Genomic DNA, 17,125 nt, shown 5'->3' with positions numbered 1-17,125 from the left:
TTATTATATAAAAAAACTAGTCATTTTCTTAAAACTAAATGGCTAGTTTTTTATTATACAAATAATAACATAATACTATAATATGAAACTTTTTTATATTTAAAAAACAAACCTTTATTTCGATAATTAAAATAAAAATTATTTGCTTGCAAATATATGTAAGTTTGATTATACTTGAAATAATCTTTTTATATTAGGATTCTTATTATGAAATATTTAATATTGCATGGACATTTTTATCAGCCTCCAAGAGAAAATCCATTTTTAGGAGAGATAGAAAAAGAGATAAGTGCATCACCCGCTCACGATTGGAATGAAAGAATAACCAATGAATGTTATAGTCCAAATGCCTATTCAAGAATATTAGACGGTTATGGAAGAATTACAGATATGTCTAATAATTATCAGTATATAAGTTTTAATTTTGGACCTACATTATTGGATTATATTGCTGATAAGAAGCCTGATTTACTACAGAGAATATTAGAAGCAGATAAACTTAGTATAGAAAGATTAGGATATGGTAATGCTATTGCCCAAGTTTATAATCATATAATTTTACCGCTTGCCAAAAAAGAAGATATGATGGTGCAGATTAAATGGGGACTTTATAACTTTGAAAAATATTTCAAAAGGAAATCAAAGGGTATATGGCTTTCTGAGACTGCTATAAATTTAGATGTTGTTGATGCTTTATGTGATTGTGGGGTTAAGTTTACAATACTCTCTCCATATCAGGCACATTATGTTAAGGGTATTACTCAGACTGATGTATCTGGAGCGAGGATAGACACATCAAAACCTTATTGGCTTTATGGGCATAATGGTAAGAGGATTGCTGTATTTTTTTATGACCCTTATATATCTAATGCTATAGCTTTTGAGCATTTACTTTGTTCTGCTGAGAAATTAGCCGAGAGAATAAGAAATGCTTATGGGGATAGGAAGCTTGTTAATATTGCTACAGACGGTGAGAGCTATGGGCATCATGAGCCTTTTGGGGATATGTGTTTGGCAAGGTATTTTCAGGATAATATTCACTATGATAATATTACTCCTACAAATTATGAACATTATTTAAGTATATGTCCTCCTATTGAAGAGGTGATATTGCATGAAGGGGAAGGTAAAAGAGGTACTTCTTGGAGCTGCTCGCATGGTGTTGAGAGGTGGAGAAGTAATTGCGGATGCGGCGGTGATGGTGTTATTGACTTATCTTGGAGAAAGGGGCTTAGAGATGCTTTTGATATACTTAGAAATATGCAAGATAAATTGTTTTCGTTATTTTTAAACTTTACAAATGAATCTAGAAACTCTCTTAGAGAAGAGTATGTTAGGGCTATATATAATGATTCTGATGCTAAAGACTTATATGAAATATGCTCCAAACATATATCTTTTAAAGAGTTTATATTTTTAATGGAGTCTTATAAATATTCATTATTTGCTTATACTTCTTGCGGGTGGTTTTTTGAAGATGTTTCTAGGATAGAGCCTATTAAAAACATGCAATATGCTGAGAGGTCATTTCATTATGCAAGAATGCTTGTTAAAGATAAAAATGCTCCTTTTGTAGAAGAGGCTTATCAGGAATTTTTAAAAGCATTAGAAACTTCAATTAGTAATAAAAAAGAACATCATACTGCAAGATACTTCTATGAGAAAAATGCTAAGATAGATTTATTTACTAAACTTTATATTATCAATCAGTTTATATTTAATTTAATTGCCAGTGATTATAAAGAAAAAGATATAAATATTTTTAAGCATAATATTAAAGCTGTTCTAATAGATAACAATCATATTGAAGGAGTAATGACTGATAATATAACAGCAGATTTATATTTTAAAGTTGATACAATAAAAGAAAATTATGAGTTAAAAAATGATATAATACTTTCTGAAGATAAAAATTGTAATGATAATTTAGTATATACTATGCGTCTAAAAGATTTAAGCTCTGATATTAGAAATAGGTTTGCAGACTCTTTATTTAAAGAAGATATTTCTAAATTAGATGATATAATGCATAAAATATATCCTGAATATGAGAAACTATTTAAATATTTTAATACAAACGATGTTACACCAGATTATGACTATAGAAGATTAATGGGAGCTATGTATTCTCCTATATTAAGAGAGACTATAGTGTCAAAAGGAAGAGAAGCTTATGATGGGGTGTCTAAAGAATTAAAAGATGCAAGAAATGCTGGTATATTTATTTCTAATAGCGGTATATCAGAAGTTGTTGGCGAGAATATCAAAAATGCATTAAATGAACTTTATGAAACAGGAAATGGAAAAATCATATTTGATTTATTAAGAGATATTAAGTTTTTATCTAATAATGATATGCCTATAGATAGGAATACTTATGAAAATATTTTTTATAAGATACTTCTAAAATATAAAGGGATTCTCATAAGTTTTGACGAAGAAGAGAAAAAATTATTTGTAGAACTTGGTTATTGGCTTAATTTTAATATGGATAATATTTAATTATTTATTACTTATATTATTTTTTAGTTTTAGTGTTCCATTTACTAATGATATAGCAACATCAAAAGAATTGTTGGTATAAGAATGAATATTAATTCTTATTACTTTGTTAGGAGATATTGAACTTTTTGCTAATTCTACACTTCCATTTTCTTTACCAAAATCATTATGCTCAGTTATATAATATCCTTCGTTTTTCCATAAATAATTAGCATACTTTACACTATTATATAATGCATTAGTATCATTTTTAAAAGTATATATATAATTGTCTTCAAACTTTTCTACTTTTGGTTTTATTTCTAAAGATGTAATTTTATAAACAGAAGACACTGTATCATTTCCTATCTTGTAAAAAGTTTCATAATTAGTTTTGCAAGATGCAAATAAAAAAAGTATTAAAGAAATTATAATATATTTTATTTTCATAATTTATTTTTTGCTATTATATTAGCTATAATCTTGTTATTTTTTTTTAATTGTAGTATGCCAAAAAATATATAAACAAAAAAGAATACAAAAGAAATTATAGGTCCTAAGTCATGATTAATATTAGCGATTTTAGATATGTAATTACCAACAAAATATCCTATTATAAGACATACTAACGGTATTATATATACAAAGAAATTAGTACCTTTTTTAAGTTCTTCTACTTCTATAATAACATTGTCTCCATTGGAAGCATTTATATTATTATTAGCTCTTAATATGATTGGCTTTCCGGTAGAACATATTTTGCATCCATCACAGCTTGAGCTTCTTTGCAATTGCACTTTAGCAATATTGTTATTATATGTTTCTAAAACAACGGCTAATTCTCTTCTCATATATAGTTTTCCTTATACTAAGTGAATATTATTATATAACATTGAACAATAAATATCAATTATTATAATGTAGAGTTATTGCACAGGAGATAAACATATTGCATTTAGGAATTCCTTAATTTCTTAAAGTATAACATAGGAGTATCATAAATTTTTAGCAGAGTGTATTTGTTTATAATTGAAAAATTATTATATTTTCTTAATTTTAGATTTGCTTTCTCTAAATTTAATTCTTGAGTACAAAAATCATAAAATTCTTTTTGGTCTAGTTTATGTGTACTTTCTACTACGCCATTATACCAAGGTGAGGCAACTGGATTATAAACTCTCTTAATACAGTTCTTCTTACAAAATATATCTAATAGGTGTTCTGTATCAAATAAATGTTTTCGATAAGTAAATTCCGTACCATTGTATGTTTGAATACAATGTATTCTAAAAGGAAAATAATCTAACATTCGTTTTAGAAAATCAACAGTACTGTTAGGACTTTTTTCATCATATAAATATCTAAAGCTCATTCTAGTAGCTACATCTACAGCAGTAAATTGATAATAACGTATTTCACCAAAAAAAGCATATTTAACATCTATCTGTACTTTTTCGCCTGCTTCCTTGATATAAATAGCATGCTTTCATTTATGTTTTTTCCTTACTTTCTTCTTTTTTTTGTTATATAAATTATGCTCTTTTAAAATTGTTTCAATGGCACTAGTACCTATCTTTATCTTTTCTCTTTCTAAAAGTTTTTTTATTTTAGTTTTATCGTATTTATATTTATTTAGTATTTTAATAACTTTATTAATAATTTTTTTATTTTTATATTTATTAGGGCTAGTTTTAGATTTTCTGCTTTTATTTTCTATTTTTTCTATTTCTTATAATTGCTTCTTCCAATAATAATTTCTAATACTAATATCAAATTTCAAAACTTGTACTTTTTTATTTTTTACTTTATTAATTATTAATACTATCTTTTTTTCTGATTTGAATTATATTGTTTTACATGTATTTATTTTTGTTTATTTTGGCTAATTAAATTATAAGGAATACCTACTTTTTTTAAACTAAAAAGTGTGCAATATCTATTACTCCTAAACAAATAATCGTATATAGTAATATTGAAATTATTTGTAATAGTGTTATAATATTTTTTTTAAATAAATATATAAATTTTTTTTGGGAGGAAGGATATGGATAAATTACCTCACATATTTGAAAGCTATGTATTTAATGATGATGTAATGCAGGAAAAACTTCCTAAAGACATTTACAAAAAATTAATAAAAACAATAAAGAATGGTGAGAGATTAGATTTAGAATTAGCAAATGTTGTGGCACATGCCATGAAAGAATGGGCAATAGAAAAAGGAGCAACACATTTCACACACTGGTTTCAGCCTATGACAGGCGTAACAGCAGAAAAACATACTTGTTTTATAACTCAAACTAAAGACGGTAAAGTTCGTATGGAGTTTACAGGTAAAGAGCTTGTTCAAGGAGAGCCTGATGCTTCAAGTTTTCCATCCGGCGGATTAAGAAGTACTTTTGAGGCAAGAGGATATACTGCTTGGGATCCTACTTCTTATGCTTTTATTAAAGATAATACTTTATGTATACCAAGTGCTTTTTGTTCTTACAGCGGAGAATCTTTAGATAAAAAAACACCATTACTTCGCTCTATGCAAGTTATAGAAAGGGAAGCAAAAAGAATATTAAAATTGTTTGGACATAATGACATTAATAGAGTATATACAACTGTTGGAGCAGAACAGGAGTATTTTTTGATAGATAGAGATTTATATTTACAAAGACCAGATTTAAGATATTGTAAGAGAACATTATTCGGAGCTTGTCCGCCAAAGGGGCAGGAATTAGAAGACCATTATTTTGGCGCCATAAAACCAAGAGTTTTAGAGTTTATGAAAGAGTTGGATAATGAGCTTTGGAAGCTTGGCATTATTGCAAAAACAGAACATAATGAAGTAGCCCCTGGTCAATATGAACTTGCTCCAGAGTTTACTATAACAAATATGGCAACAGACCAAAACCAAATTACAATGGAGCTTATGAAGGTAATAGCAGAAAAACATAATTTAGCTTGTATTTTGCATGAAAAACCTTTCTCTGGAGTTAATGGCAGCGGAAAACATAATAACTGGTCTATAGCTACAGATACAGGACTTAACCTATTTGAACCAGGTAAAACACCTTCAGAAAATAAACAATTTTTATTATTTATAGTTGCTGTAATGAAAGCTGTTGATGAATATCAGGATTTACTTAGAGCAACTACAGCAAGCGCAAGTAACGACCATCGCCTTGGAGCATCTGAGGCACCTCCTGCTATAATATCAATATTTCTTGGAGATGAACTTACTGAAATAATAGAATCTATGGAAAACTCTAAAAAATACAAAAAAAGAGAAGCTGTAGAAATGGAGATGGGGGTAGCTGCTCTTGCAAGATTTACAAAAGATTCAACCGATAGAAATAGAACTTCTCCTCTTGCTTTTACTGGTAATAAATTTGAGTTTAGAATGGTAGGTTCTAGCTTATCTGTATCTGGTCCTAATATTGTATTAAACACAATAGTCGCTGAGGCATTATCTCAATTTGCTGATATATTAGAAAAGTCTTCGGATTTTGATAAAGATTTAGAAGAGTTATTAAAAGAAAACATAAAAAAACATAAAAGAATAATTTATAATGGAAATAACTATTCTGATGAATGGGTAAAAGAAGCTCATAAGAGAGGTTTATGCAATCTAAAAACAACTCCTGAAGCACTTGAAACATTTATATCACAAAAAAATATAGACTTGTTTACAAAACATAATGTTTTAACAAAAGCTGAAGTTCTTTCAAGATATGAAATAAGCTTGGAAGAATATACTAAAGTAATTAATATTGAAGCGCTTACTTTAATAGATATGATTAATAAATATATTATTCCATTTTCTTTAGATTATATTGAAGAGCTTGTTAATATATGCGATAAAAAGAAAACTTTGAAAATAAAATATGATATAGAAAAAGATTTATTAGATAGATTAAGTAATTTAACTAATAATCTTTATAAGAAACTAAGAACTTTAGAAGATTATTTATCAGAAGTAAAAAAGATAAAAGATATATCAAAGTCTAGCATATTTTTCAGAGATAAAGTGTTTGCTTGTATAGAAGAAATGCGTCCTATAATTGATGAATTAGAAAGAACCGTTTCTAAAAAACATTGGAAACTTCCAACTTATGGAGATATGTTATACAGTTTAGCTTAAAGAAGAATATAATCTTGGTATAAATAAGGCTTGCAGAAACTATATTATTTTGCAAGCCTTATTATTAGAAAATTAATAATCTATATCAACTATTCTTCCTCTTCTAGTTACTTCAAGTTCTACACCATTGTTAAGTTCTACATGATACAAACCATCGTCCATCTCTACTTTCCAAATTCTTGCTCTTGGAAAACGTCTTTTCACGGCATTTTTAACTGCCGCAGGAACTTGACTTATAGGTATAATCCAATCAGCAAAAAGAGAAGAACTTCCAATTATAGAAAAAGCAAATAATAAACAAAATAATTTCTTCATAAATACTCCTTTTTATTTCTAATATATTAAATTATCTTATAATTATATTATAGTATAATTTTGCAGTAATGTCAATTTATTTTACAAAAAACATTAAAAAATTTACATTTTTTTGCTATTTTTTAAGAAATTTAGATAAAATTTTACATTTTGCTTATATATAATAAAAAAGGTTTACAAATTAATATTTGCAAACCTTTTTATATTTACATTATTATTTTACTAAATTATTTATGATATGCTCCAACAGCTTCTTTTATATCGTCATCAACCATAATAGAGTTCATACTATCTTTAGCAGAACGAGCAAAGAATTCTAATCTATTTACAGTATTAACTTCACTAGCACCAGCATCCATATCCAAATAAAGAAGATTGAGATTAGGATATATAGTTTTAAGTCTAGTTTCAATACCGCGGGCTATAATATGGTTAGCAATACAACCAAAAGGCTGTAAACAAAGCACGTTATTAATATTCTCTTCAGCAAAAGTAGCTATCTCTCCAGGAAGCAGCCAAGCTTCACCGAATTGATTTGTCATAGCAGTAACCTTAGCAGCATTTTCAGCAATCTGTCTTATATGGTGTACAGGTCTAAATCCTTTGAACTTAGACATTATTTGGTTTATAGAATCTATTCTCATATCTATAACTTTCTCAGATAATTTAGAACCATAATATTTGAGAGATGAAACCTCTCTCGCATTAGTTTCTTTATTAACCTGAGCACTTATAATTTTCTGTACAAAGAAGTCAAACACAGGAGGAACTATAACTTCTATTCCCTTAGCCATAAGCCAATCACAAACATCACCATTAGCAAAGTTATTATATTTTACATATATCTCACCAACAAGTCCTGCTTTAGGTAATAATAAGTCTTTAGTTTCAATAGCGTTAAACTCTTTAACTGCCTGCTTTAATAATTTATCAGTATCATTGAGGCTAAAATCTTTCGGATGTAAAGCTATATATTTATTAGCAAGAGCTAAAGATTCGCCTCTATTAACCTCGCGCACAGCAGTATAATAATACATTGCAGATATAGCGTCAGCATAAGGCATAGCAACTATACCTTCTTTCATCATATCAATCTTAGAAAGCTTAAATCCAGGCTGATCATTAATAACAGTTAACCCCACAGTAATAACAGGTACATTAGGATAACCAGCATTAATCAAACCTCTTTTAATAAGTGAAGCATAATTACTAGCACGGCATTGTCCACCTGTTTGAGTGATACCAGCAGCTATTTTGTCAGGGTCATATTTACCGCTTTTTACAGCTTTTACAATATCTCCTACTATTATTGTAGCTGGATAACATATATCTTGGTTAGCATATCTTAAACCTGTTTCTACAGAGTCAATATCTGGCTCTGGTAGAGGTATTGTATCATATCCGCTTCTTTGAAGTAAAGTTAAAATCATAGGGTCATAGAAATGTCCGAATTTTGGTACAAGTATTGCACGCTTATCATTTTTCTCATATCTTTTAATAATAGTTCTTTCTGCTTTTTCTTTTGGAATAAAATCGCCTTTCATCTTCATACTTTCTATCATAGAACGTATTCTAAGTCTTATGCTTCCAGGACTCGAAATCTCATCAACTTTTACCAAAGTAGGACTCTTTCCATAAGCATTAAGTATTGATTTTATTTCATCAGAAGTAGTAGCATCAGGACCGCAGCCGAAACTATTAATTTGAACAACTTCAAGTTTTAAGTCTTTTTGCTTAGCTGCCCATAAAACAGCTTTAAACATTTTGTTAGGATAAGACCATTGAGTTAATACTTGAACATCAGCGAGAGACTCATCAATATCAAGACCATCTTCTGTAAGCACATTAATACCAAATGAAGCAATAGTTTCTGGTATTTTATGGTTAATTAGTGGGTCTATATGATAAGGTCTGCTTACTATAAGTATAATAGGTGTTTGCGTTTCTTTAGCATGTTCTATTATTTTTTTGCCTTCTTCTTTTAATTCTGCTTTTACTCTCTCTTGTTCTTTTAAAGCTAATTTGAATGCTCTGTCAAAATCTTTTTTATCTATGCCGAGTGTTTTTACAAAATAAGCTTTACAGCCTTTATAAAGTAAATCTTCGTTTAAGAAAGAGATTGTTGGAGCATCAAAAGCTATGCCGTATTTAGTTAATGGACTTATAGAACTGTCAATTACATCAGGATAACCAGTTACAACAGGGCAGTTATAGCTATTGTCGCTATTATCATTTTCTTTTTTCTCTAAAACAACAGAAGGATAGAATATTCTGTCTACATTAGATTCTATTAAATCATATATATGTCCATTAGCTATTTTAGCAGGGAAACATATATTATCGCTCATAACAGTACCAGAGCCTTTCTCAGCAACAGCCATGCTTGATGGAGATGATAATTGTACTCTATATCCGCATTCTACAAGTATAGTAGCCCAGAATGGGAAGTTTTGATACATATTAAGTACACGAGGTATTCCTATCACACCTTTTATATCATCTGAAACAGGTGCTAAAGGTCTGTCAAATAGTAAAGAAAGTTTTTTCTGAGTGATATCCATTCCATAATTTCTTTCTTTAGAGCCTTTATTAGTGAATATTCTTTCACATTTATTGCCTGTATAGAATGATTTACCGTCTTTGAATTTTAATCTTGTAACAGTACAAAGGTTTTCACAGCCTTTACAAGTAAGCTGTTTTCTTTCATAATCATTAGCTTCTTGTAAATTATCTAAACCAATAAATGTTGTATCTTCTTTTTCTTTATTGTAGGTATCCAAAGCAAGCAATGCACATCCATAAGCTCCCATAAGCTCTGATATATCAGGGCGAATAACTTTTTTGTTTAAGAATTTTTCTACAGAACGAAGCACTGCAGCATTCTTAAAAGTACCACCTTGAACAACTATATGTTCGCCTAAAATAGAAGTGTCTGTAATTTTTAATACTTTAGTGAAACAGTTTAAAGTAACACTCTTAGCAAGACCAGCAGAAATATCAGCAACAGAAGAGCCTTCTCTTAAAGACTGTTTTACTTTACTATTCATAAACACTGTACAGCGGCTTCCTAAATCACAAGGACTTTGAGATTCGCATGCAATATTAGCAAAGTCAGCTACTTTATAGCCCATACCTCGTGCAAATGTTTCTATAAATGAACCGCAGCCTGATGAACAAGCCTCGTTAATTTCAATGTTTTCTATAATTCCGTCTTTAATAAATATAGCCTTCATATCCTGACCGCCTATATCAAGAATGAAGCTTACATCTTTATCAAAAGCCTTAGCACCTCTATAATGAGCCATAGTTTCAACAATGCCTTCGTCCATATTGAAAGCTGCTTTTATTAAATCTTCTCCATAACCTGTAACGGCAGTTCTTGCTATATTTATTTTAATATTTTTTTCATCTAATTCTTTTTTAATCTCTGTAAGTCCTTCTGTAACAGCACCTACTGGGTTTCCATTATTGTTTCTATAATGTCTTAATACCACTTGTCCTTTATCATCAATAATAACTATTTTTGTAGTAGTAGAGCCAGAGTCTATACCAAGGAATGTATTTTTATTATTAACAGTTTCTACATCAGCAGATTTTACTTTGTCTTTGCTATGTTCATCTACCCACTTTTCATATTCTTCCTGACCGCTGAATAATGCTTCTCTATGCTTAGAATTAGTTATTTTTACATCAGAAGAAATATTTTCTACCAAGTTTATAAAATCAGAAAGTTTTATTTCTGTTTGCTCTTCATCTTCACCAAAAGCAGCTCCTATTGCAGCAGTTAATTCAGGGTGATCAACTGTATACATATCATCTTCTGTAGCATTTAAGAGTGTTAAAAATGTTCTTCTTAATTCTGGAAGGAATGTTAAAGGTCCGCCTGTAAATAATATTTTAGGCTTGATTTCAAAACCTTTAGCAAGCGTATTAATTGTTTGAACAGCTACTGCTTGGAATATACTTTTAGCAATATCAGTTTTTGGTATATCACGGCTAATAAGAGTTTGTACATCTGTTTTGGCAAATACACCGCATCTGCTTGCCATTGGGTAAATAGAAGTAGATTCTTCTGCAAGTGTTGAAAGCTCTGATGGATGAACATTTAAAAGTGTAGCCATTTGGTCTATAAAAGCACCGGTTCCACCCGCACAGTTACCATTCATTCTTATATCAGCTTTGAAGTTGTCATCAAATACTATGATTTTTGCATCCTCTCCGCCTATGTCAATCAATGTCCTTCCATAAGGATAAATCTTTCTAATAGCTGTTGAAGAAGCAATTACCTCTTGTACAAAGCTAATGCCTGTCTTTTCACTAATACCCATACCAGCAGTACCTGTCATAGATACTAATAACTCTAAATCTCCATGATTAGTTTTTAAATCTCTTAATATAGAAAGTAATGTTTCTTTGACATCAGCATTGTGTCTAGTATAAGTTTTAAATATCATATTGTTTTTATTATCATATACAACCATTTTTGCGGTAGTTGAACCAATATCAATACCAGCTTTATAAATAATTTTCATATATTTTCTCCATAAACAAAAATTAAATATCTATATATAAAAGCCATAAACTTTTTTAGTCTATAACCATATTATGCATATTTACCTGAATAATATTTGTAATATGTTTTTTTATATGTTCTTCTGGTATATTGCTGTAAGATAACACAACTATTACGTCATCTTTTTTAGCTAAATGAACATGCTTACCATTTATGCTTATTATACCAGTATTTGCTATTCCCTTTATAACCTCAGCTTCAAATCTATTATTATTACTAAGGTTTATTACAGATACTATATCCCCCTCAAGTATATCAGATTTATCCATTAATGTTTCATCTATGGTAATTGAATCTTTGAAATTAAGATCAGTTCTAGTTACAGTTAATCTATTTATTTTAGATTTTATTACTTCATGCATCATAATAAAAACAATTTTCCATAAATAAAACTTTAAAAATATTGTACTTTTATAGGAAAAAAAGTCAATATAATCTTTGGTACTATTCAGTTATAATAGTTATTATACACTATTGTATTTTTGTATATTTTTATACATTTAATACATATTATGTTTTAATAAACATAACTATTGAAAAAGATATAAAATTTTTTATAATTGATTACATAAAAATACTATTTATATTTTAACAAAATAGTATAAAAAAAATTATTAAAAAGGAGTTGAAAATGAAAAAAAACATTTTCACAAGCTCCATTGGCATTATAGTATCTGGTGCCATTATCGGAGCTTTAGCGGCTTGGCTTTCTGTGATGGGAAACCCTGCCAACATGGGAATATGCGTTGCATGTTTCACGAGGGATTTAGCTGGGGCTTTGGGATTACATAGGGCTGCTGCTGTGCAGTATATAAGACCTGAACTTATAGGGCTTATTATTGGTGCTACAGTATCTGCTTTAATCTCTAAAGAATATTCTCCTAAAGGCGGAAGTTCTCCTATTATAAGATTTATTTTAGGGTTCTTTGCTATGATTGGTGCTTTAGTTTTCTTGGGCTGTCCTTGGAGAACATTATTAAGAATAGCTGGAGGAGATATTAATGCTATATTTGGCTTAATAGGTATTATTATAGGCGGAGGAATTGGTGTTTTCTTCTGGAAACAAAATTTTTCTTTGGGTCAGCCAAAAGCATATAATAATAAATTAGTAGGTTTTATACCTTTAGTAATATCAATAATACTATTAATACTATTATTAAAACAAACAAAATTCTCTGAAGGCGGAGCGATATTTTTCTCTGAATCAGGACCAGGAAGCATGAAAGCTCCTTTAATTGTAGCTTTAATAGTTTCTATTATAATAGGTTTCATAGCTCAAAAATCTAGATTTTGTACTGTTGGCGGTGTGAGAGATGGAATATTTATGAAAGATTTCCACATGACTAAAGGTGTTATAGCTTTTATTGTTGCTGCTTTAGTAGTTAACATAATAACAAACAGATTTAATATTTCTATGGAAAATCAGCCTATAGCTCATACTAACATATTATGGAACACTGTATCAATGATTCTTACAGGTTTAGCATTTACTTTGGGTGCTGGTTGTCCTGGAAGACAGTTTATACAATCTGCTGAAGGAAATATGGATAGTTTTATATTTGTTATAGGGATGCTTGTTGGTGCTGGATTTGCTCATAATTTTAATTTGGCAAGTTCTACTGCTGGTCCTACAGTATATGGTATGTTTGCTGTTATTTTAGGTTTAGTATTCTGTGTTATTATAGGATTTACTATGAAAGAAAATCAATGATATGTTTCTTACTGTGCAGCAGGTTGTTGTCATTATATAATAAGAAATATACCATATAATAAGGATTATATAATGAACTCTACCGCTACGTTATATTATTAGAATATATATTATAGTAATATAAAGTGGCGGTAGAGGTTATAATAACTTAATTAATAAGTTGATTATAATAGTTTGATATCCTGATATTATGATGATATTAATCTTAAAAAATATCAAAAAGTGTAAAAGGATTTTTTATGCAAGAGATTATAAAAATAGATACAAGAGGAATGTCATGTTCTCAGGCATCTTTTCAGGCTAAATGTGCTGCTATAAACAATACAGAATTAAATACAGTTATAGAAGTTTTAGTGAGCGGACATTCAAGCTGTGAAAGTGTGATTCGAGGATGCATCAAATACGGATATGAAGGAAGTTTTGAGCATATAGAAAATGAAGATATATTAGTTACTTTAATAAAAAAGAAATAATAATAAACTTTTTTGACAATTTAATTATTAGCTATTATAATAATGTTCAATAAATTTTTTCGGAGATGAATATAATGCAATTAATAGACTTGGTAAAAAATGCAAAAGACTCTACATATAAATTACAATCATTGAGTACTGATATAAAAAACAAAGCATTATTAGAAATTGCTGATAAATTAGAACAAAATAAAAATATTATATTTGAAGCTAATAAAAAAGATTTGGAATATGCCAAAAAACTTCTTGATGAAAATAAAATATCTCTTTCAATGTTTAATCGTTTGAAATTGGACGAAAACAAAATGATAGATATTATTTCTGGTATAAAAGATGTTGTAAAATTGGAAGACCCTATTAATAAAGTATTATTAGAAACAGAGCTTGATGATAATTTGCTACTAAAAAAAATATCATGCCCTATTGGGTTAATTGCTGTAATATTTGAAGCTCGTCCTGATGTCATATCTCAAATATCTTCATTATGTATAAAATCTTCAAATGCCGTTATACTTAAAGGCGGTGCTGAAGGAGAGAACACAAACAAGGCAATATTTAATATCATTAACGAAACATTAGAAAATATTGAAGAGTTTCCAAAGAACTCTGTTAATTTGGTATTTACAAGAGAGGATATAAAAGAATTATTATCAATGGATAAATATGTTGATTTAATAATACCAAGAGGAGGCAACAGTTTAGTACAATATATAAAGTCAAACACTAATATACCTGTACTTGGACATGCTGACGGTATATGCCATTTATATATAGATGAATCAGCTAATCAAGAAAAAGCATTAAAAATATGTTTGGATTCAAAGGCTCAATATCCAAGTGCATGCAATGCTGTTGAAACTATACTAATAAACAAAAACATAGCTAATGAATATTTGCCAAAGCTTTATAATTTATTTAAAGAAAATAATATAAATATGAATGGCTGTGAAGAAGTAATAAAAATACTTAATCAATCAGATATAGGCGAAGTAAAAGAATGGCATTTTGAATATGGCGACAAAGAAGTATCATTAAAAATAGTAGAAAACACAGAAGAGGCATATAATCATATAAACAAATACGGCTCTCATCATACAGATTCTATAATATCATCAAATAAAGACAACATAGAAAAGTTTATGACTTATGTAGATTCTGCTAATGTATACTGCAATACTTCAACAAGATTTTCTGACGGGTTTAGATATGGTTTTGGTGCAGAAGTTGGCATTTCTACAAACAAAACTCATGCAAGAGGTCCTGTTGGTTTGGAAGGTTTAACTATATACAAATATAAGCTTTTTGGTAATTACCAGATAGTGGACGATTATGTTAGCCATAGAGCAAGTTTTAAACATAAAAGAATAAAATAATATAAAAAAACGATATATATTTAATATTGTTTTTTAGTTTGTTGCTACTTTAAAAACTAAAACAACCAAAAGAATAATTATCAATATACCTATTATTCCAATAATTAAAAGTCCCCATTTTAAGAATTTAATTATTTTTTTAACTGAACTACTATCATCTAAGACACCATTTTCTATTCCATTAAGTCCGCCTACTATCAAAAACAATATATCTTCTAACCAACCTGCAATAGGCAAAGTATCAGGAACTAAATCTACAGGTGAAACTGTATATATAACGGCTAATATTAAAGGTATCCAAGGTTTTATACCAGATTTGGCAGGTTTATTTGTATATTCAGTCATAAGAACCTCTATTTTTGGAAAAAAATATTTACGAAATTTATATTGAAATATATTAATAAGCTTCAGCAATCTCAAGCATTCTTATTATAAGATTATTTCCTGTCTTTTTTGCTATACTGTAAGCTGTCTCTCCGTCTTTGGTTTTAAGATAAATATTTGCTCTCTTGTTTATAAGAAGTTTTACCATTTCAGCATTTTCTTTTTCTATCGCCCACATCAAAGCAGTATATCCATTTCTGTCAGCTATATCAAGTTTAGCACCTTTCTCTACAAAAAGTTTAGCTATTTCTGTATTATTGTTATTAATTGCTAAAACTAAAGCAGTATGTCTATCATTATTTACCACATTAAGGTCTGCTTTTCTCTCTATAAGAAACTCTGCTACTTGCATATTTTCTTTAGTGATTGCTTTTAGAGACGCTATTCTCATAAGAACAGTATTGCCTTCATTATCTTGTACATTTATATGAACTTTTTTATTATATACATAGTCTTCTACTTTACCTATATGACCATAACTGCCCCAAAATAAAAAACCTTGTTCATCGGCAGTTATATTATATAAATTCGATTGAATTAATGTAAAAAATATTAATAGTAATAAAGTATTTCTCATTTTATAACCTCAATAATATATAAGTATAACAAAATATTCATTTTTCTCAATATTTTTGTTGTTTGAGAAGAATAAATACTTTTTAGTTTTATAAAGTTAATCAACATCAGTAAAAATATATTTCTAATTTATTAAAACACCAAAAAATTATTTTATTATCTCAATTAAGATTTTTAATGTAGTTAATAAAGATATAGTTACAAATATTGGTTTTATAACTTTTATTCCTTTTTTGATTGCAAATTTAGCACCGAAATATGTTGATGTCATTATAAACGGTATTACAAATATCCCAGCCATATAGTTAACTTTTCCTTCTATTGCGAATATTATTAATGAACATAAATTGCTTGTAAGGTTTAAAGCCTTAGCATTACCAGAGGCAAGGAGAAAATCCATTTTATAATAAAGTACAAAAAACATTATTAAAAAGCTTCCTGTACCTGGTCCAAATACTGCATCATAAAAACCCAAAAGAAAAGCAAAAAACATTCCTATTATATAATTTTTTGTTTTGAGCTTATTTTCGTCAAATAAGTTTTCAGAGCCGAAAGTTTTTGAGAATAATGTATAAAGCCCTACTAATAAAATAAGTATCATTATTAAAGGCTGTAATACTTTAGCATCTATAAGTACAATAATCTGAACACCTGCAATAGAGCCTAATATTGTCATTGGTATCAAAAATTTTATTAGTTTGGTTGTTAGTTTTCCGTTTTTGAAGAATGTAAAAGCAGAAACTACAGCTCCTGATGTAGAAGTGAGTTTGTTTGTGGCTAAGGCAGTGTGTGGAGGAATGCCGGCTATTAAATATGCAGGCAAACTTATAAGTCCTCCGCCTCCTGCAGCCGCATCAACGAAACCTGCTATAGAACAGCCTATAATCACTATAATTAAATTTTCTATACTAAGCATGATAAATAATACCAATAATTTTTTTATTTTTATTAACGAAAGATATTATATCTATGATGATTTTTTGTCAAATGATTGTTATAAATATAATGTGGATTTGTTTATATATGATAATCTTATAAATATTCTTTATAAGTAATAATAAAATATTTTATATTCCCAATGTATCAGTAAATAATGTTTAATAAATA

General features: G+C 28.6%; 13 protein-coding genes and 1 pseudogene. 5 read left to right on the top strand and 9 right to left on the bottom strand.

The window, feature by feature from the left end:
* The first annotated feature begins 207 nt into the window (after positions 1 to 207).
* Positions 208 to 2,502: a DUF3536 domain-containing protein gene (locus tag R4I97_RS07195; RefSeq protein ID WP_335784395.1), complete on the top strand. Its 2,295-nt coding sequence runs from the start codon at positions 208 to 210 to the stop codon at positions 2,500 to 2,502.
* Here R4I97_RS07195 and R4I97_RS07190 read toward each other — a convergent pair whose 3' ends face one another.
* The 3 genes and pseudogenes from R4I97_RS07190 to R4I97_RS07180 all read right to left on the bottom strand — a co-directional run bounded on the left by R4I97_RS07190 (position 2,503) and on the right by R4I97_RS07180 (position 4,344).
* Complete coding sequence (locus R4I97_RS07190) at positions 2,503 to 2,931, bottom strand: hypothetical protein (RefSeq protein WP_335784394.1); 429 nt, start codon at positions 2,929 to 2,931, stop codon at positions 2,503 to 2,505.
* Complete coding sequence (locus R4I97_RS07185) at positions 2,928 to 3,332, bottom strand: SoxR reducing system RseC family protein (RefSeq protein ID WP_335784393.1); 405 nt, start codon at positions 3,330 to 3,332, stop codon at positions 2,928 to 2,930. The genes R4I97_RS07190 and R4I97_RS07185 overlap by 4 nt, the downstream gene beginning before the upstream one ends.
* Positions 3,333 to 3,436: 104 nt before the next feature.
* Positions 3,437 to 4,344, bottom strand: a pseudogene (locus R4I97_RS07180) (transposase).
* A gap of 181 nt (positions 4,345 to 4,525) precedes the next feature.
* On the opposite strand from R4I97_RS07180, the gene R4I97_RS07175 reads away from it, so the two are divergent.
* The gene (locus R4I97_RS07175; protein ID WP_335784392.1) at positions 4,526 to 6,613 is read left to right on the top strand and encodes a glutamine synthetase III; all 2,088 of its coding nucleotides are present in this window, start codon (positions 4,526 to 4,528) and stop codon (positions 6,611 to 6,613) included.
* Positions 6,614 to 6,685: 72 nt separating this feature from the next.
* Here the strand turns inward: R4I97_RS07175 and R4I97_RS07170 are convergent, their stop codons facing one another.
* The 3 genes from R4I97_RS07170 to R4I97_RS07160 all read right to left on the bottom strand — a co-directional run bounded on the left by R4I97_RS07170 (position 6,686) and on the right by R4I97_RS07160 (position 11,866).
* Positions 6,686 to 6,928, bottom strand: coding sequence for a PepSY-like domain-containing protein (locus tag R4I97_RS07170; RefSeq protein WP_335784391.1), 243 nt, complete (start codon positions 6,926 to 6,928; stop codon positions 6,686 to 6,688).
* Positions 6,929 to 7,155: 227 nt separating this feature from the next.
* Positions 7,156 to 11,460, bottom strand: coding sequence for a BadF/BadG/BcrA/BcrD ATPase family protein (locus R4I97_RS07165; RefSeq protein ID WP_335784390.1), 4,305 nt, complete (start codon positions 11,458 to 11,460; stop codon positions 7,156 to 7,158).
* A gap of 55 nt (positions 11,461 to 11,515) precedes the next feature.
* Positions 11,516 to 11,866, bottom strand: a complete 351-nt coding sequence (locus R4I97_RS07160; protein WP_335784389.1) for an aspartate 1-decarboxylase — start codon at positions 11,864 to 11,866, stop codon at positions 11,516 to 11,518.
* A 266-nt stretch (positions 11,867 to 12,132) separates the two neighbouring features.
* On the opposite strand from R4I97_RS07160, the gene yedE reads away from it, so the two are divergent.
* From yedE to R4I97_RS07145, 3 genes are all read left to right on the top strand, one after another.
* On the top strand, positions 12,133 to 13,212 hold the full coding sequence (gene yedE / locus R4I97_RS07155; protein ID WP_335784388.1) for a YedE family putative selenium transporter: 1,080 nt from the start codon (positions 12,133 to 12,135) through the stop codon (positions 13,210 to 13,212).
* A gap of 239 nt (positions 13,213 to 13,451) precedes the next feature.
* Positions 13,452 to 13,685, top strand: coding sequence for a sulfurtransferase TusA family protein (locus R4I97_RS07150; RefSeq protein WP_335784387.1), 234 nt, complete (start codon positions 13,452 to 13,454; stop codon positions 13,683 to 13,685).
* Positions 13,686 to 13,759: 74 nt separating this feature from the next.
* Positions 13,760 to 15,058 carry a glutamate-5-semialdehyde dehydrogenase gene (locus R4I97_RS07145; RefSeq protein WP_335784386.1) on the top strand — a complete coding sequence of 433 codons (1,299 nt, stop codon included), beginning with the start codon at positions 13,760 to 13,762 and terminating at the stop codon, positions 15,056 to 15,058.
* 33 nt (positions 15,059 to 15,091) lie between these two features.
* Here R4I97_RS07145 and R4I97_RS07140 read toward each other — a convergent pair whose 3' ends face one another.
* From R4I97_RS07140 to R4I97_RS07130, 3 genes are all read right to left on the bottom strand, one after another.
* Positions 15,092 to 15,403 carry a DUF1232 domain-containing protein gene (locus R4I97_RS07140; RefSeq protein WP_335784385.1) on the bottom strand — a complete coding sequence of 104 codons (312 nt, stop codon included), beginning with the start codon at positions 15,401 to 15,403 and terminating at the stop codon, positions 15,092 to 15,094.
* Positions 15,404 to 15,455: 52 nt separating this feature from the next.
* Positions 15,456 to 16,019 (bottom strand): ankyrin repeat domain-containing protein, encoded by a 564-nt coding sequence (locus tag R4I97_RS07135; RefSeq protein WP_335784384.1) that lies wholly within the window; start codon positions 16,017 to 16,019, stop codon positions 15,456 to 15,458.
* Between the two features lie 147 nt (positions 16,020 to 16,166).
* Positions 16,167 to 16,934: a sulfite exporter TauE/SafE family protein gene (locus R4I97_RS07130; protein WP_335784383.1), complete on the bottom strand. Its 768-nt coding sequence runs from the start codon at positions 16,932 to 16,934 to the stop codon at positions 16,167 to 16,169.
* Positions 16,935 to 17,125 lie beyond the last annotated feature (191 nt).

It is taken from the genome of Brachyspira pilosicoli, assembly GCF_036997485.1.
GTDB classification, from domain to species: Bacteria; Spirochaetota; Brachyspiria; order Brachyspirales; family Brachyspiraceae; genus Brachyspira; species Brachyspira pilosicoli_C.
Note: the sequence above shows the minus strand (reverse complement) of the source record. Positions and strands in the feature narration are given on the sequence as shown.